This is a genomic window from Vibrio sp. Vb1980 (genome assembly GCF_033338615.1).
GTDB lineage: Bacteria > Pseudomonadota > Gammaproteobacteria > Enterobacterales > Vibrionaceae > Vibrio > Vibrio alginolyticus.
Genome location: NZ_JAWOSZ010000001.1, coordinates 724741 through 741119, shown reverse-complemented (window position 1 = coordinate 741119; position 16379 = coordinate 724741). Strand labels below are relative to the sequence as shown.

Below are 16379 nucleotides of genomic sequence, written 5' to 3'. Positions count from 1 at the left end.
AGTTCTTTTAGTTGTTGATTTCATAACACTCTCCAATTTTGGGGGTGGAAAGTGTCAACCTTATTTAGGACGGCACAGACAAAACAAAAAAAGCCCCTATATTGAGGGGCTCTTTTCATCTAAAACGGATGTAATTTACTTTGCGCCACGACGCGCTTTCAGGCGCTTCACCATAGCAAGACGACGCTCTGCCGACCCTTGGTCTGTTGCCGACTGGTTCGGGTTATTACGACGACCTTGACGATTCTTAAACGCTGGTTTTGAGTGCAGCTTTTCAATGTAAGATTCACGCTGTTTTGGTTCATAGCCTGCAAGCTCAATACGGCGAATGCGTTGCTGGATTAGATTTTCAACCTGAACAACCGTGAGCTCTTCATCTCGATTTACAAATGAAACGGCATGACCTTGTTTACCTGCACGGCCTGTACGGCCAATTCGGTGAACGTAATCTTCCGCTAGGAAAGGCATGTCATAGTTCACAACGTGAGGTAAATCTTCAATATCTAGACCTCGAGCAGCGACATCGGTAGCCACCATGACACGTGCTTTACCGGACTTGAACTCTTCTAACGCACGACGACGAGCACTTTGAGCACGGTCACCATGACAAACCACCGCTTTGATACCATCAAGTTTCAGCTCTTTTACAACGTCGTTTGCGGTCTCTTTGTAGTTCACAAATACCAACACTTGTTTCCAGTTCTTACGACCAATCAGCTCCGAAAGCAGTTCCGTTTTTCGCTCTTGATCAACTGGATATAACACGTGAGCAACTGTCTGTGCTGTCGTATTCGCTCGCTCAACTTCAATACGCTTAGGCTTACGCAGGATATCTTTTGCTAACAGATTTAGTTGGCTCGAAGTCGTTGCAGAAAACATCATAATTTGCGGATCAGTATCCACATCTAGCATGATCTTACGTACTGCGTGAATAAAGCCCATGTCCAAGATACGGTCTGCTTCATCAAACACTAAAAACTCTAAGTGTGCGACCGAGACATTACCTTGTTCAATGTGCTCTTCCAATCGACCAGGTGTAGCCACTAGGATATCTACACCGTTTTCTAATGCCGTTACTTGAGAAGACATTTTACGGCCACCGAAAATCGCGGCCACCGACAGGTTCGTGTACTTCGTGTAAGCTTTGATGTTGTCAGCAATTTGTTCAGCAAGCTCACGAGTTGGAGCCAAGATAAGTGCGCGAGCAGTCTTACGAGAAGCGCTACGGTTACTGTCTAGCAGCTGCTGAATCATAGGCAGAGAAAACGCAGCCGTTTTACCAGTACCTGTTTGTGCTGTAGCGAAAATATCATGGCCTTTGCGAGCCATTGGAATCGCCTTCTGTTGAATTGGCGTTAACTTTTCATAACCGCATTCTGCCAGTGCTTTAACCACTTCTGGCGCAAAACCTTGAGATGAAAATGACATTGAGCGTATTCCTTAAACAAACCACTAAAAATAGCTTTAAAAATTTAGCCGTGCACTATACCCGAATTTGAGTGATTTATCTCACTTTTCTCATTGAAACGCTACAAAAGCAAAAACGGCGAACGCAGACAGATTGCTGGCTCACCGTTTCCGTTTAACATTTGTTCGATTTAACGCTTGATGCCAGACAACTGAAGGAGAATTTGCTCAAGTTCATCCCATGGCAACAGCTGAGAATCTATCACTTCTAATCGTGATTCAAACCCTTCTAAGCTGATTTCATTCACCGACACGACTCGGTTGGCAACATTAAACGCGTAACACCCCTGATCCGTGTTGACCACCGCTTTAACGCGTTCCGCCGTTAAGTCCGAAAGCATTGAGAAGAGTTTATCAAAATCAAACGTGTACTCTGCCCCAAACAACCACCCGCAACTAAAATACCCTTGCCCTTTGTTCTCTTTACGCACAAAGGCTTCACCTGGCGGCAACTGGAATTGAGGCTCTTGGTGAGCATGGTCATGATGATGTGACTCGATATGGGAAGAAGCGCTGCCGTAAACCCGTTCGATATCCAAGACTTCTATCGGTAACTCACCATCACGAATAAGCTTACTGAATACTTTTGAGGGAGATTGGTCCGTCACCCAGTCATTAAACACATCAATGTCGTGGCTGGAACATAGGTCAACCTTACTACCAATAACCACATCTGCACTGTCTAACTGGTCCACGAAGTTTTGGTTAGAAAGATACTTTTCATCACTTAAGTTACGCGGATCAACCAAGGCAATCGTCGCTTTAAGATCAACGTAAGGTTCATACTGCTGTGAGGTAAGCGTCGCGATAACCTGTTTTGGATGACCAAGGCCTGTCGGCTCAATCAATAAACGGTCCGGTTTTTGACGCAATAATGCTGTGATACCTACCGACATCGGCACACCCGCAGTGCAGCACATACAACCACCCGGCACTTCTTTAATCAGCGCGCCTTGGTCGGTCATCAATGCACCGTCGATGCCAATCTCACCAAATTCATTGACCAAAACCGCCCAGTTTTCTTTTTCCGGTTTGTTCTTCAGTAGATTTAAAATCGTGGTCGTTTTACCGACACCCAAAAATCCAGTCAGTATGTTGGTTGGTACTCGATTTGACATGCTTATCTCCGACACGTTAGTGCATTAATGCTCCAGCAAAGTATACGGAGAATGTGACTCGCTTCAACGCTTTTTATCGCACTCATCAAGCTCATTGCGTGATGCGTTGGCACACATTTTTCGAGCTTGTTTGGGTTGACTTATCAACTCTGAACGCTTCATATCAGACAGGTATCTACTGGTATAAATAACGCAAGTAAAAAACGCGATAACAGCGACTACGATGGGAAGAACTCCGAGCGTGTTTTCGAATTTAAGCGCAGCAATAGCCAACGCGAAAACAACGACAGAGATAAGTGCGATTGACTTACTTTTGTTGCTTTTCATAATAACTCGCCTTTCGTAAAGTTAGCCCCCTAACACCTCCTGTACTAGAGGAATGTCAGTTTGAACAACATCCAACCTGACTATTCAATGCTACTCCTTTCGCTACTTGTGAAATTTGACAAAGCTAACATTTACTACAACATCAAACGACGAGCTTATTATTATCTTTCAGACACTTACTGGATTTTAAAACACTTACTAGCAAATCGTTCCACCGCTTACCAGGATATCGCTATCATTGGCAATACAAACTTGCGCCACCAGCCTTAGCCCTTCGACGATCATGTCCAAAGACATAGAAGGCTGACTGCCATCTGCTGCTTGTTCTGGCAATAATGGAATATGAACAAACCCGTGACGAATCGGATTGTCTTTCAAGTAATGTTGGATCCCATAAAAGAGATGGTTACATACAAATGTTCCAGCACTGTTGGAAATCTGGCTAGGTATACCCTGCGTTTGCAACGTTTGCACAACACGCTTTATCGGTAGTGTCGAGAAGTAAGCATCAGGACCATCAGCCACCACGGGTTCATCAATCGGCTGATGACCAGCGTTATCTGGAATACGAAAATCATCGACATTAATTGCGACACGCTCTGGGGTTATCGCGCTACGCCCGGCCGCTTGACCTACAGTAATTACACAGTCTGGCTGGTGCGCTTCTATTGCTTCAATAACGACTTTCACCGAGTCATATCGAACTACGGGGACTGGGCAAGTAACTATCACACCGCCTTTTATGGCCGCAGCCTCTAATTGCTTGACCGCTTCTAAGGCGGGGTTAATGGCGTCACCACCAAAAGGTTCAAAACCGGTAATCAGGACTTTCTTCATAACAGCCTTTAGGAAAAGAGTTTTACAAATTATTGCACTCCCCTTCCCCCCATCCAATAGCAAAAGTATTGATGAGATAAACCAGACAACATTATGTGACTCATGTCTAACCAGAGAGTGTTTTCAGACTTATTAAATCTAGGCAAGTTCCGGACTATCGAGACTAACTATCGATGATTAATGGCAGGGCGAAGCTCTCTTATTACATGACTCACGCAGAAACTTGGTTTCCACGCTTAACTTAGGTAGAGTACGCGACCGCAATGCAATTCGAAGAGATTGAATACAATGAATATTGATAACCATGTAATCGAAACGATTGAAGAGTTAGAGGCATTTCTGCATTTAGTAGAAAGCGGCGCTCTGGGCCTTGAAGGTGTCACTGGCGTTGCGCTAGCCACCTCTAATACCGATGGCCGTCCATTTGTTGCCGTATTAGGAGAAAAGCACCAATTGCTCCTTGGCCGCTGGGTTTCGCAGCACGTATATGACAATGGTAAAGACATCGTTCGTAACGGCCCAACCAGAAAACACTAAGCGCTCGACGCCACCTATAACATCACGCCGTCTTATACACCAAGCGTATGCTTTGAAAGCAATGCGCTTGGTGTACTCAAAAAATAAAAAAGAAAAGGCTAGCCTTTATTAATTTTGTCGGTATACTGCACATCAGCTCTTACGGAAAGAGCTATTAATGTAATTAAAGATCAAAGTTTCTCTCAGTTCCACATCGAATTCCTCGTTTACGTTCCTGCGACAAAATAGTTATCTCTAAAATCATATAGTAGCACTTGATATTAGCTAAAAATTCAATATTTAAAACAATCAAATATAGAGGTATCTATGTCTAATAAATTAACTGGTTCAGTAAAATGGTTCAACGAAACTAAAGGTTTTGGTTTTATTTCTCAAGACAATGGCGGTGATGACGTATTCGTTCACTTCCGTTCTATTGTTTCTGAAGGCTTCAAAACTCTTACTGAAGGCCAAAAAGTATCGTTCGTTGTTGAACAAGGTAACAAAGGTTTACAAGCAGCTGAAGTAACTGCACTGTAATTCTTTGTGTGGCATCAATGTTGTTGGTGCCACAATCCCCTTCCACTTATTACTGCCCTTACTATTCTCTATCTGAGTTTATATACCCAAATCACTTACCTCTCCCACACCATCATTAATCACTTTCAATAAAGTCACTTTGGTATACATCTTTAGGTAATCACACAGTCTACCTTGCAATTCCAGTTTGGAACTAAATTAATCTCATTCATATCTGAATCACTTCGCCTCATGCTTTGCTCATAAAAATAAAGTTTATAAAATAAAAGCGATTGGCGAATATAAGAGAAAAAATGAAATTAAATATATCTGCTCAATCAATAAATTCTAATAATTACGAGCACATTATCCCTAGCTGAGAGATTGAGTTTGCACTGAAATGTCATTACATGAAGCCATTTATCGGGCAACACTTCATGGGGACGGTGTCTGGAGTCACACACTTCGGAGTATTTGTTGAGTTAGAGGAAAACCGGATCGAAGGTCTCATTCCTTTATCAAGTTTTCAAAATGGAGAGTTCGAATTTGATGCAGTCAAACAAAAAATTTCTAGCCAGAGCACCACGTTTACTTTAGGGACTAAAGTGCACGTATTGGTTAAAGACGTCGATTCGAAACAAAGAAAGATCATGTTCAACTTAAAAGATGCGGAACACGCGGTAGGTTAGCCTGTTTTAGGTTACTTTCTAATCCATTAATCAAAAATAAAAAATAAGCTTTTAATACCGCAATTAACTTGTGACATTTCGCTGACATCGACTCATTCTAAAACCCTAATATCTGACAAAGGAAACGAATCTAATTTTTGTTTCCAGACACCATCGCAGAGTGTATTTCCAGCACTCTGTTTGCCTCGAGAGGTTCTTATGACAGCCTAGGATCTCTCGAGGCTTTTTTGCACCTATTCACACCACCTGATTCTACATCACAACTATTATCCCCTACACAAGCTGTACTTTTTAACTAGTGCACTAGATCGCGAACTCTGATTTAAGCAACTGATCACACAACCACTTCTAAATTTTGGGTATAAAAGTATCAATACTTTCGTTAACTAGGATGTAAATAATGAAAAACTCGTTTGATCTCACTATGCCCAACGAAGAAGGATACTTTGGTGAATACGGTGGTAGCTTTGTTCCACCTGAGCTTGAACAAATCATGCATGACATCAACGCAGCTTATGAGGAATGCTGCAAAGATCCTGAATTTAAAGCGGAACTCGCTCGTCTGTATAAGCACTTTGTTGGACGACCTAGCCCAATCTTCCATGCGGAAAACTTGTCTAAAAAATACGGAGCAGACATCTACCTAAAGCGCGAAGACTTAAACCATACTGGCGCACATAAAATTAACCACTGCTTAGGAGAAGCCATTCTCGCTAAAAAGATGGGTAAGAAGAAACTAATTGCAGAAACTGGCGCAGGACAACACGGTGTTGCGCTTGCTACAGCCGCGGCATTGGTTGGCTTGAAATGCGACATTTACATGGGTGAAGTTGATATCGCCAAAGAACATCCGAATGTCGTCCGCATGAGAATCCTTGGTGCTAATGTCATTCCTGCCACTCATGGGCGCAAAACCCTCAAAGAAGCGGTAGATTCTGCATTCGAAGCTTATCTGAAAGATCCTGATACACAACTTTATGCGATAGGCTCTGTCGTTGGCCCTCACCCATTCCCTAAAATGGTGAGAGATTTCCAATCAATTATCGGTAACGAAGCACGAGTTCAATTCAAAGAAATGACCGGCAAGTTACCCAATAATCTCGTCGCATGCGTTGGAGGTGGTTCTAACGCGATGGGGCTATTTACTGCTTTCTTAGAGGATGAACAAGTCGCCATTCACGGCGTTGAACCTGCGGGCCGCTCTTTGCAAAAGGTTGGAGAGCATGCTGCAACACTCACACTCGGTGAACCAGGTATCATGCACGGATTTAAGTCTTACATGCTTAAAGATGAGCAAGGCGAACCACAGGAAGTCTATTCTGTAGCAAGTGGCTTGGATTACCCATCGGTTGGGCCTCAGCATAGTTACTTAAAAGACATTGGCCGTGTCAATTACGGCTCAATCACCGATGACGAAGCGATTGATGCATTCTTTGAGCTGTCTCGTGAAGAGGGAATAATTCCTGCTATTGAATCCTCACACGCTGTCGCTTACGCGATTAAACTCGCGAAGCAAGGAGAAACCGGCTCGATTTTGATCAACCTATCAGGCCGTGGTGACAAAGACATTGATTTTGTCGTTGAACACTACGGCGCAAAATACGGTATTGAGTCACTCATATAGCCTAACTCCGTAACCTAACCCTATATGCAAAAAGCTACCTGGTACTAGATAGCTTTTTGTTTTGTCTACTATTTTAAGAAGCAAGTCCCTTTACTCGCTGCTCTCACTATGCTTTAAAGCATAATTCGATTAACCGATAAGAGCTGGAATGCCTGGAAGCTGACCAACAATAGCAAGGGAGCCTGCACAAACGATAAACGCAGTGCCAGGAATCAGATATTTATCTTTGCGCGATAGTTCGTTAGCACGCTCATGGTCGCCGATAAGCCCGAGATTATCCAGCAGCATCGTGATTGCCCAACCGAAGACTGGATTAACGAATGCACAGGCAAAAATACAGATACCGGCACTGAGTGAATCTTTATGTTTATGGATCATCTGCATACCCGCTTCAAGAAGTGGTAAGAATACACCCACAATCAAAGCAACGCGCAGAACAGGCTCCCACATTGCTAGATCCATTGGGTAGCCAATTACCGCCGCCGCAATACACATGAAACCCGTCAACAGAGCGCCACCTGGAATAGGACGCTTGGCAATTGCGGCAGGAATCATGTACGTTCCCCAAGAAGAAGCTAGGTTTCCGCCCCCTAAGAGTGAGCCAACCCCCTGACGAACAGATGCTCCGACCATCGTGTCGTCGACATCCATGAGTACACCTTTCGCTTCTTTTGGGTAGTTAAGTTCTTGAAACACACGATGGCCGAGATAATCAGGGGACCACATAGCGACTGCCAATAGAGCAAATGGAGTCACGGCAATAAAGTGCTCTAGGGTTGGCCAGCCTAACTGCCAGCCTGTATCTTCCCCCCACCAGTAGAATGGACTGAAATTAGGCAGGCCCGGTTCTGTGGTAAAGGCAAACTCAGCGCCCATCAAATAAGCAACAATACCCGCGAGTGCAGAGCACAATGGGATAGCGAGCCAACGTTTATTGATCTTGGCTAAGTAAGCGTAAACCATAACGGTTAGGCCTATGACCACAAACGAAATGTAACCTTGGTCCGTACTTGCAGCCCACGCTTCCGTCTTATTAATTTGCCCGAGCAACCCAACGGCACCAAGGTAGATCAACAACCCTCCTCGAACCCCGATACCAGTCAGAGTCATGAGTTTAGAGCCACCTTTGGTTAAGGCGAGAATTAACCCAAAAACACATACCATCAAACCTAGCGCGAGAGGGTGCCCTCCTGCAGCTGCAATCATAGGAATCAGCGGTATCATTGGGCCATGGGTTCCCGCTAAGTTTGCATTCGGGTTTAGGATGGCAGAAAACAGGATGACGAACAGGGCTCCAGCGATAAGTAATTCGTAACGCACGTTTTCTGCAATGAATTCCGGAGATAAACCAAACTGAGCAGCAAAAGCGGAAACCATGGCAGTGACCATAACCACTTTACCAATGGTTGCTGCTAATGCCGGTACCCAGTCTTCGATTTCAATACTGTAATCACGTGAGGGCAAATGAATTCCCCAGCGACGGAAACTCATGACGGTTAAATCATGATTTAGAAAGTCTTCTCGGTTTTCAAATTCATGCGGTTTTTTGCGCACATCCCTGTAAAAAGTCTTACTTTTGTCACACATTGAGTCATCCTTTTATGTTTCAACGTTGAACTACGTCAACTAGAGTTTCGCTTGGTAGACAGGCCTTCGACCAATACGAGACAACACCCACATCAAACTTCTAGGCCATACTAAGAAAGCGGCATGAACCAATTTTGATTTTGAGCTTATTAAGCATGTGTTGCTATGGGTAGGAATATTAGACATTAGTAAAAGAACAACAAAAATCTCACTTATTACACAATAATTTAACATCGAGCTGGGACGCTTGAACTTTTAAGAGTCATTTTTGAGCAGAGAGCCAAGTAGAGCGGCCAATTCCGATTTATACTTTCAAGGTAGAGAGCACTGTGCTCGCATCCATCGCAAAGTAACTATCGATATCTCTACATTGTATACTTTGTTAAACTCCGCCCTTTAATGAGTAAGGCCCTTAAAAATGATGACTGACGAAGAGAGAATCGAGCTGCAACAGAACAATCCACTGCACGGATTAAAGCTAGAGACTATGTTGCAAGAGTTAGTGGATTTTTACGGCTGGGACATTCTAGATACAGCAATGCGTTTTAATTGCTTTAACACTAAGCCTTCGATTGCAAGTAGCGTGAAGTATTTAAAGAAAACCGAATGGGCGAGAGAAAAATTAGAAAACTTTTACCTTTATCGCTTTAAGCGCATGCCACGCGCGAGCGAAGAAGAATACAACTTACCACCAAGAGCTCGTACCTTCCCTCATGGCCTTGAACCTAAAGAGCCAATGCCGCTAACCGTTGACTCTATTCTTAAGTCACAAGCCAAAGCAGCGTCTGCATTTAAAAAGCGTTCACCTCGCGGACGCCCTGCTCGTCGCCAATAACACTATCTTGAAAAGCAATAGAGCCCTACTGGTAGCTCCAGCAGGGCTCTATTGTTCTTTAAAGGAATGGCTAGAAGCGAAGACTCAAGCTAGTGAGCATTCCTTTTCTCTAACAACTCCCGTAAGTAAACTCACATGTAGTTTACGTTTTCTATTGATTACGCTTTTTCTTCTTTTTACCCGTACCTGCCGGCTTCGCTCGCGGCTTCATTGGTAAAAAGTAGGCTTCACTCTGATCGTCTTCCACTTCAAAACCGACTACCTGCTCGCGTTCAAGTTGGAACTTATTTTTCTTTTCTATCACTTTGAAATGGTGGTAGTCGTCGTAATCGATAAGAGATAACCCTAAACCTACTTCACCAGCACGACCACTACGACCGATTCGATGCATATAATCAGCAGGGCTACGCGGAAGATCGAAGTTAATCACCACTGGAAGTTTTTCTATATCAAGGCCGCGTGCTGCGATATCGGTGGCAATAAGAACTTGAATCTCGCCAGACTTAAAACCGTCAAGGACACGAGTACGAGCGCCCTGCCCTTTATCACCATGGAAAACTTCAGCGGTAATACCGCGTTTTGACAACTTTTGAGCTAAATGATTACAGGCATTCTTAGCATTCACAAAAATCAAAGTCTGTCGCCACTGATGCTGTTTGATTAAGTGCGCGAGTACCGCCGTCTTCTCACCTTTATTTACACTAAACACGCGCTGCACCAAAGTGCTGGCTTCTGCGCTCTGCAACTGAACTTCAACAGGGTCGCGGAGCAACTGCTGAGCCAGCGTCGTGACTTTATCAGGGAAAGTAGCAGAAAATAACAGCGTCTGTTTCTTCTCTGGTAGTAACGCAAGAATCTTATTCAGTTCTTCGGTAAATCCGAGGCTCAACATTCGGTCGGCTTCGTCAAGGACGAGCGTTTCTACTTGGTTCAACTTAATCGCGTTACTGGATACCAGATCAAGTAATCGACCCGGCGTAGCTACGATAATGTCACAGCCACCGCGAAGCGCTAGCATTTGTGGGTTCACCGATACACCACCAAATACGGCAACCGTTTTGATCTTATCTCGAAGATGGTATGAGTAAGATTTGACGTTGTATGCCACCTGTGATGCCAACTCACGAGTTGGTACTAAAATCAGGTGGGAAACGAAGTTGCCACGGCGATTGTTTGATCCGTCTTGCTGAACAATTTTTTGCAAGATTGGCAGCGAAAAAGCAGCGGTTTTACCAGACCCCGTATTGGCACCACCAATAATATCTTTCCCTTCAAGGATATCAGGAATAGAACGGGATTGAATGGGCGTCGGTTGGCTGTATTCCAACGCTTCTAGTCGCTCGACTAATGTTGGAATCAGGCCAAGATCGGCAAATGTCGCTTGCTGTGTTTTATCTGTCATTACGATGAGTGGCTCAGTGCTAGTAAAGGCCGTGTATCTTATGCTATTTCGCGTCTGGATGTTAGAGATAATGGCCCAAACAGAAGATTGGTGAAAGAAGCACTATAGAGTTCAGGAATTTCCTTTCACTAACATGAGTTAATGGTTTCGATAACCAATACTCTACGACCAAGATGGTAGCGTTCGCGACAAGCAAAGGGAAAAGGAGCCAGGCACTCTGACTCCTGTAAAGCAAAATACAGCTTGAGAAAACCCTATAGCTTATAATTGGACAAAAATGCGTTACGACAAATAGAATATTAGCAACTAATGGATAACTTCAAGTATTGAGAGCTAGCGCATGACATGTACATACGCTAGCAGGGTGCTTGTGCCAAGAGCTTGAAAGATGATTTAATCGCACGAACTAGGGTCTAAAACATACGTCCGACTTGAGGATTTTAATGTAAGTTCTTGTTCAGAAGTACATTCAATATAGTCATATTGCTTTATTTTTTCTCTCGTGTTGTTATCTAACCATATGGCAGAGGCAATAGAACTTAATACTATTATCGCTATAGAATATAGCCCTGTTTTTGTCGAAAATGGTACTTTTAGTAATAGTTCTGTTGACCTGTGTAGCATAGCTATGGGAATGATCGCTATAAAACCAAATATTAGAAGGCCTACAAAAGAAGCAACATTGTTCACTAAACCTGCTAGTTTTACTTTAGGAAAGATACCGATTGAGTTGTTAATGCTAATTAACTCATTAATTGAGCTGTAGCTCAACCACACCATAAAAACCATAAGAGGCCAACTAGCCATCACTTTAAGCCAACGCTTTATCTTTAGTCTTCGGTTAAATTTTTCATTAGAAATCATTAATAGTTTTCTCTACTTGATTCTTCATCGGTTCCGTGAATTTAAATTGGTCATCTAGTTTAGATATTTCCTTTCCTACAATAAACGCAGTAACAGCGAAAATACCAAGTGTTAGAGCGGTTGGCACAACAAGTACCGTACTTAATGTTGCGACTCCCAGAATAGTTATTCCTTGAGCGATAACTCCTGCGGCAATGCCCTTAGATATATCCGCTGTAAATTGGCCGACCACTTCACCTAGCGTTTTTTCATCATGTAGAATGTAGTCAACCGCATTAACCGCACCACTAAACACAAGTTCAACATAGATGTTGCCTTTCAAGAAACTGACATTGCCTTGAACAGTATTTAGAGCATGACCAATTTTAAGCATTTGTGGTGTTGCTTCTTGCCAACGGATACCTAGGTCTAAATATTTAGGCTTGTAGTTCTCAACCACAATATTCATTACACCATTGATATTGACAGCTTTAGCGGTTGCCCCCAACCGCCAAGCTCTTTAGCGACCTCATAAGCGCCTTTAAGCCCCATGCCTACGCCAGTGTAGTCCTTGCCGTTCGAAAGTTGTCCATGCGAGTCTTTGATGAGCAAGTCTAAATACTCGTTACCTTCTTCAACAGTCAGTACCGCAATACTCACGTTCTCTTGTTGAGAGGTGTCCCACTGATATTCTTTAGCTTGCTTTTGTAAATCATCGTTCCATTCTTTTTCTGTTAGGTCGTAAGCTTGTTGGACCGCTTTGCGTTCAGCAAGAACGCGCTCTCTATTTTCAGCCCATCGTTTCTCATCGCTCGCGGTAGATCTCAGCTCTTCCTGACGTTCTCAGCGTTGACGTGCTGCTCGTTCTCTAGTGGTTTCTTGTCTTTCTTCTGGGGCTACAGGAGAGGATTCATATCTCATGGGAGTCGGTTTTACTGATAAATAAAAAGGATAATAACAATATTTTCAGTGATTTATCATCCCCAACAAGATTGCATGATGATTTAACCAATTAAATAGGCAGTTTGACTAATCAAACAAGCACAATGAAGGCTCAATAGTGTTGAGTTACATTCAATCGGATAACTTTTCGTAGGGTAAAACGTACAAACCAAATTTTGTAGAGTATTTATTCCAGTTCTTTTTTGGGGCAATAAAGAGTTAGCCTAACGGTCTGGCTCTTTTGAATGAAAAAATAGTCTGGTGGGAGAACTTGTAAGGCTGTGGCAGGTTACACTCACTTACTCCTTAGGCAGGTGACCAGTTTCCTTCGCAAGCTTTTGCATCGCCTCGGCAAACGTTGTTGTCCCGCTTTTAGCTTTAAGCTGTATTACCTTATATCCCAACTTTTCCAACGCTTGGCGCTCTGCCAAAACAGCTTTGTCATTGTGTTGGCTACCTTGAGCTGGCTGATGAATGTAACATCCCTCTAGTTTACCATCTTCGACCAATTGGTGATGTTTCAGTGCATCGATATCAAAATTCATAATAAGTCTTTTCATTAAGAGTGGGAGTTTCTGTGGCTAGTTACATACGCTTCAAAGGCTTCACGACACTATCTAAGCCTTCAATTTTGAGCGCTAAACATAGCTTGAGCAAATCCCCTAGCTCGCCGCTTGGCCAGCCCTTTTTATCAAACCACAGTAAGTATTCTTCAGGCAGGTCGATTAACACTCGCCCTGCATATTTCCCAAATGGCATTTGCATTCTAGCGAGTTTAATGAGGTTTTCTTTTTCTAACATAAGTGACAGAGAGTTAAGGTAACTCGTCCAAGGGTAACACTGGTTCTCCCTCCTCACCAGCAAATCGCAGTCACGTTTATTTTTGGCGGCCTTGACTCGCTTTATGCTAGAGTACGCGGCATAAAAAATGAGAACGAGAAAGCAATGAAGTCACCTTGTCGAGCTGCATGTAAAAATAACGCCGGAATATGCTCTGGTTGTCACCGAACGATGGATGAAATCATCCAATGGAAAGACAAAACCGATCTCCAACGAGATGCGATTATCGAACAAATCGCAGGAGAAGATTCAACGCACAGTTGTCCTGAGTGCGGGACTCAAGCCCATTGTGATATCGCCGCAGGCAAAGAGACATGCTGGTGCTTTACTATAGAAACCCGTGATTTACCCAAGCCAAGCGCCAACCAGCTGTGTTTGTGCCGAAAATGTCTAGAAAAAAAGCCAGTCGCGTAATACGACTGGCTTACTGATCATCGTTTTCTGACTGGTGTTTATTTAGCGGTTAAAGCGGACGCTTCAAACTTAATGCCTTCCCACCCTGTCACCATAAAATTACGAATATTCTGGTGATCGCTGTTCTCTGGATACTGCAATACATCTTCACGATAAAAACGGCCAAAGCAGGCTAGCGTCGCTTCTTTGTCTAGGTTGTTTAGCAAACCGAAAGCGAAGATCTTACACGAACCGTTGTTCTCGCCTGCATTGTTTTGTGTCTCACCATTTACAAAAGCGGTTGGCTCAAACGTATAGTTATCTTCGATCACCGCCATCGTTGCTTCAAATTCGACCTGCTCTGGTGACGCTGCCAATAAATCTAAAAACGATTTTAATTCCATTATTCCTCTATCCCTACTTCATCATATTGATGACACATTAGTTTCATAAAAAGCCAATATAAGAGTCATCAATCATACATATATTCAGAGCCTTACCAAATCACACGTCATTCAGCGCTCTATCATTCCAGTTGCGGAAATGGACAGCAGCATAAAACCCATGCTGATTGACAACCTATCGGATTGATAAGGAGATATCATGATCACCCCTTTAAAGGCAATCGGTGCACTCGCATTGTCATCACTTGCCATCGCGTGTTCATCACAACCCGAAGATACCGTGGCTTCATTCGCTACACAATGCAAACCTACCACTGCGCCCGTTACTGGGGAAACTTCAATTCAAGGGTTAACGTTTATCGGGACATCCGTTGCTGATGCTCCATTCGATACATCGGCAGCTGAAATCGTGAGTTATGACGCCTGTACAGATAAGCTCTATGTGGTGAATGCTCAAGCAAAACGTATCGATGTACTTTCTATGGATGACAACGGCGTACCAACGCAAAGCGCATTCATTGATCTCAACAGCGCTGGCGAAGCAGCGGGCATTGAAATTGGCGCAGCAAACAGTGTCGCTGTATTCAATGGTTTGGTAGCTGTTGCGATTGAAAACAGTAATAAACAAGCGAATGGTATTGTTGGCTTGTACCGCTCCGACGATTTGTCATTAGTCATGACGTTTCCAACAGGCGCATTGCCAGACATGGTTGGCTTCTCGAAAGATGGCCGATACATCGCAACCGCTAATGAAGGAGAACCAAACAGCGATTACAGCATTGACCCTGAAGGTAGTATCACTTTGATCGATCTGAGCCTTGGTGTTACTCAAGCAGAAGTGTCACAAATTGGCTTTAACGAATTTGATGATTCACGAAAAGCAGAGCTTCCAAAGAATGTGCGTATTTCGGGGGCAAACGCCACCATCGCACAAGATCTAGAGCCGGAATACCTCACTTTTGCAGATAACGGCAAAATCTATGTCGCGCTACAAGAAAATAACGCCATGGCAATCGTCAATCCAGAGAGCAAATCAGTAGAGCGAATTGTTGGCTTGGGTGAGAAGTCTTGGTCGGGCGCTAAACTCGATGCATCCAACAAAGACAAAATCATTGGGAACTTGAAAAGCTACCCACAACTGGTTGGCTTATTTATGCCTGACACCATCGACAGCTACTCAGTGAATGGGAGTACTTACATCGTATCGGCAAATGAAGGCGACGGGCGTGAGTACGGATTCAAAACCACTCAAGAACTGTGCGACAAAGCTGGCTTTATGTGGGATGAAGACGATTACCTCGGTACAGATGAATATACATCTGAGCAAGGAACCTGTTTAAGCCATATTGATGAAGTGCGCGGTAAGAAGCTGAAAGTGGCAGCAGAACACCCATTGGCAGAGGCACTAAAAGACAACAAACAACTCGCGCGTTTAAAAGTGATTAAGCCGGAACAAACGCTTTCTGCACAAGAGAATGTTCAATCATTTGGCGCGCGTTCATTCTCGATTTGGGATGAAAACGGCAAGTTGGTCTTCGATAGTGGTGACGATTTCGCGACTATCGCGCTGCTGAATGAAGGCAAGAACTTCAACAGCACCAACGATAACAATAGTAGTGGGGATGACCGAAGTGATGATAAAGGTATTGAGCCAGAGGCGATTGAAGTAGCACAAATTAACGGTCGTCATTACGCGTTTATCGGCTTGGAGCGTCAAGGCGGTATCATGATTTATGACATCACAGACCCGAAACAAGCGCAGTTTATGCATTACGTAAACCGCCGTGATTACAATCAGCCAGTATGTACAGAAGTCGAAGATGGCGAATGCATGAACGACACATACAATCCAAAAGCAGGCGATTTAGGCCCAGAATCCATTAATTACTTTACCCGTAATGGTGGTCATTTTATCGCCGTTGGCAATGAGGTATCGGGCACGACATCCGTCTTCCGAATCAATCTATAAAGTAATGTAAAAGTCATTTAGAACCAAAACGCCCGACGTAAGCCGGGCGTTTTTTTGTATGAGGTAA

At 43.7% G+C, this 16379-nt stretch carries 16 protein-coding genes and 2 pseudogenes; 7 read left to right on the top strand and 11 right to left on the bottom strand.

Going from position 1 to position 16379, the window contains the following annotated elements; translation table 11 throughout:
* Positions 1–135 precede the first annotated feature (135 nt).
* From R7F64_RS03250 to pcp, 4 genes are all read right to left on the bottom strand, one after another.
* A complete protein-coding gene (locus R7F64_RS03250; RefSeq protein WP_025768979.1) occupies positions 136–1428 on the bottom strand; it encodes a DEAD/DEAH box helicase in 1293 nt (430 codons plus the stop codon).
* Between the two features lie 170 nt (positions 1429–1598).
* A complete protein-coding gene (locus tag R7F64_RS03245; protein ID WP_318071456.1) occupies positions 1599–2585 on the bottom strand; it encodes a GTP-binding protein in 987 nt (328 codons plus the stop codon).
* A 63-nt stretch (positions 2586–2648) separates the two neighbouring features.
* On the bottom strand, positions 2649–2912 hold the full coding sequence (locus R7F64_RS03240) for a hypothetical protein (protein ID WP_115386714.1): 264 nt from the start codon (positions 2910–2912) through the stop codon (positions 2649–2651).
* Positions 2913–3110: 198 nt separating this feature from the next.
* On the bottom strand, positions 3111–3749 hold the full coding sequence (gene pcp, locus R7F64_RS03235; RefSeq protein ID WP_318071455.1) for a pyroglutamyl-peptidase I: 639 nt from the start codon (positions 3747–3749) through the stop codon (positions 3111–3113).
* Between the two features lie 288 nt (positions 3750–4037).
* Between pcp and R7F64_RS03230 the strand changes: the two genes are divergently transcribed.
* The 4 genes and pseudogenes from R7F64_RS03230 to trpB all read left to right on the top strand — a co-directional run bounded on the left by R7F64_RS03230 (position 4038) and on the right by trpB (position 7097).
* Positions 4038–4286 (top strand): hypothetical protein, encoded by a 249-nt coding sequence (locus tag R7F64_RS03230; protein ID WP_005375646.1) that lies wholly within the window; start codon positions 4038–4040, stop codon positions 4284–4286.
* Positions 4287–4592: 306 nt separating this feature from the next.
* Positions 4593–4805 (top strand): cold-shock protein, encoded by a 213-nt coding sequence (locus R7F64_RS03225; protein ID WP_005375644.1) that lies wholly within the window; start codon positions 4593–4595, stop codon positions 4803–4805.
* A gap of 359 nt (positions 4806–5164) precedes the next feature.
* Positions 5165–5473: pseudogene (locus tag R7F64_RS03220) on the top strand (S1 RNA-binding domain-containing protein); the annotation flags it as partial.
* Between the two features lie 400 nt (positions 5474–5873).
* The gene (gene trpB, locus R7F64_RS03215) at positions 5874–7097 is read left to right on the top strand and encodes a tryptophan synthase subunit beta (protein ID WP_318071454.1); all 1224 of its coding nucleotides are present in this window, start codon (positions 5874–5876) and stop codon (positions 7095–7097) included.
* A gap of 129 nt (positions 7098–7226) precedes the next feature.
* On the opposite strand, the gene R7F64_RS03210 is transcribed toward trpB, so the two are convergent.
* On the bottom strand, positions 7227–8684 hold the full coding sequence (locus R7F64_RS03210; RefSeq protein ID WP_318071453.1) for a DUF3360 domain-containing protein: 1458 nt from the start codon (positions 8682–8684) through the stop codon (positions 7227–7229).
* Positions 8685–9102: 418 nt separating this feature from the next.
* On the opposite strand from R7F64_RS03210, the gene R7F64_RS03205 reads away from it, so the two are divergent.
* Positions 9103–9519 carry a VF530 family DNA-binding protein gene (locus tag R7F64_RS03205; protein ID WP_005375544.1) on the top strand — a complete coding sequence of 139 codons (417 nt, stop codon included), beginning with the start codon at positions 9103–9105 and terminating at the stop codon, positions 9517–9519.
* 151 nt (positions 9520–9670) lie between these two features.
* On the opposite strand, the gene R7F64_RS03200 is transcribed toward R7F64_RS03205, so the two are convergent.
* The 5 genes and pseudogenes from R7F64_RS03200 to R7F64_RS03175 all read right to left on the bottom strand — a co-directional run bounded on the left by R7F64_RS03200 (position 9671) and on the right by R7F64_RS03175 (position 13507).
* Positions 9671–10921, bottom strand: a complete 1251-nt coding sequence (locus tag R7F64_RS03200; RefSeq protein WP_104980805.1) for a DEAD/DEAH box helicase — start codon at positions 10919–10921, stop codon at positions 9671–9673.
* A 393-nt stretch (positions 10922–11314) separates the two neighbouring features.
* Positions 11315–11785, bottom strand: coding sequence for a hypothetical protein (locus R7F64_RS03195; RefSeq protein ID WP_318071452.1), 471 nt, complete (start codon positions 11783–11785; stop codon positions 11315–11317).
* Positions 11775–12685: pseudogene (locus R7F64_RS24495) on the bottom strand (hypothetical protein). Before R7F64_RS24495 ends, R7F64_RS03195 begins: the two are co-directional and overlap by 11 nt.
* A 320-nt stretch (positions 12686–13005) precedes the next feature.
* On the bottom strand, positions 13006–13251 hold the full coding sequence (locus R7F64_RS03180; protein WP_213910309.1) for a hypothetical protein: 246 nt from the start codon (positions 13249–13251) through the stop codon (positions 13006–13008).
* A 40-nt stretch (positions 13252–13291) separates the two neighbouring features.
* Complete coding sequence (locus R7F64_RS03175; RefSeq protein WP_005375557.1) at positions 13292–13507, bottom strand: DUF3820 family protein; 216 nt, start codon at positions 13505–13507, stop codon at positions 13292–13294.
* 144 nt (positions 13508–13651) lie between these two features.
* On the opposite strand from R7F64_RS03175, the gene R7F64_RS03170 reads away from it, so the two are divergent.
* Positions 13652–13960, top strand: a complete 309-nt coding sequence (locus R7F64_RS03170; protein WP_080276966.1) for a cysteine-rich CWC family protein — start codon at positions 13652–13654, stop codon at positions 13958–13960.
* A gap of 38 nt (positions 13961–13998) precedes the next feature.
* On the opposite strand, the gene R7F64_RS03165 is transcribed toward R7F64_RS03170, so the two are convergent.
* Positions 13999–14343 carry a HopJ type III effector protein gene (locus tag R7F64_RS03165; RefSeq protein WP_017634382.1) on the bottom strand — a complete coding sequence of 115 codons (345 nt, stop codon included), beginning with the start codon at positions 14341–14343 and terminating at the stop codon, positions 13999–14001.
* Between the two features lie 199 nt (positions 14344–14542).
* Here R7F64_RS03165 and R7F64_RS03160 point away from each other — a divergent pair, with 199 nt between their 5' ends.
* Entirely contained in the window at positions 14543–16312 is a 1770-nt protein-coding gene (locus R7F64_RS03160; RefSeq protein ID WP_318071451.1) for a choice-of-anchor I family protein, read from the top strand.
* The last annotated feature ends 67 nt before the right edge of the window (positions 16313–16379 follow it).

Excerpts from the sequence above, each read along its gene's own strand:
- R7F64_RS03250 (WP_025768979.1), bottom strand. The coding sequence starts at position 1,428 with ATGTCATTTTCATCTCAAGGTTTTGCGCCAGAAGTGGTTAAAGCACTG.
- R7F64_RS03245 (WP_318071456.1), bottom strand. The coding sequence starts at position 2,585 with ATGTCAAATCGAGTACCAACCAACATACTGACTGGATTTTTGGGTGTC.
- R7F64_RS03240 (WP_115386714.1), bottom strand. The coding sequence starts at position 2,912 with ATGAAAAGCAACAAAAGTAAGTCAATCGCACTTATCTCTGTCGTTGTT.
- pcp (WP_318071455.1), bottom strand. The coding sequence starts at position 3,749 with ATGAAGAAAGTCCTGATTACCGGTTTTGAACCTTTTGGTGGTGACGCC.
- R7F64_RS03230 (WP_005375646.1), top strand. The coding sequence starts at position 4,038 with ATGAATATTGATAACCATGTAATCGAAACGATTGAAGAGTTAGAGGCA.
- R7F64_RS03225 (WP_005375644.1), top strand. The coding sequence starts at position 4,593 with ATGTCTAATAAATTAACTGGTTCAGTAAAATGGTTCAACGAAACTAAA.
- trpB (WP_318071454.1), top strand. The coding sequence starts at position 5,874 with ATGAAAAACTCGTTTGATCTCACTATGCCCAACGAAGAAGGATACTTT.
- R7F64_RS03210 (WP_318071453.1), bottom strand. The coding sequence starts at position 8,684 with ATGTGTGACAAAAGTAAGACTTTTTACAGGGATGTGCGCAAAAAACCG.
- R7F64_RS03205 (WP_005375544.1), top strand. The coding sequence starts at position 9,103 with ATGATGACTGACGAAGAGAGAATCGAGCTGCAACAGAACAATCCACTG.
- R7F64_RS03200 (WP_104980805.1), bottom strand. The coding sequence starts at position 10,921 with ATGACAGATAAAACACAGCAAGCGACATTTGCCGATCTTGGCCTGATT.
- R7F64_RS03195 (WP_318071452.1), bottom strand. The coding sequence starts at position 11,785 with ATGATTTCTAATGAAAAATTTAACCGAAGACTAAAGATAAAGCGTTGG.
- R7F64_RS03180 (WP_213910309.1), bottom strand. The coding sequence starts at position 13,251 with ATGAATTTTGATATCGATGCACTGAAACATCACCAATTGGTCGAAGAT.
- R7F64_RS03175 (WP_005375557.1), bottom strand. The coding sequence starts at position 13,507 with ATGTTAGAAAAAGAAAACCTCATTAAACTCGCTAGAATGCAAATGCCA.
- R7F64_RS03170 (WP_080276966.1), top strand. The coding sequence starts at position 13,652 with ATGAAGTCACCTTGTCGAGCTGCATGTAAAAATAACGCCGGAATATGC.
- R7F64_RS03165 (WP_017634382.1), bottom strand. The coding sequence starts at position 14,343 with ATGGAATTAAAATCGTTTTTAGATTTATTGGCAGCGTCACCAGAGCAG.
- R7F64_RS03160 (WP_318071451.1), top strand. The coding sequence starts at position 14,543 with ATGATCACCCCTTTAAAGGCAATCGGTGCACTCGCATTGTCATCACTT.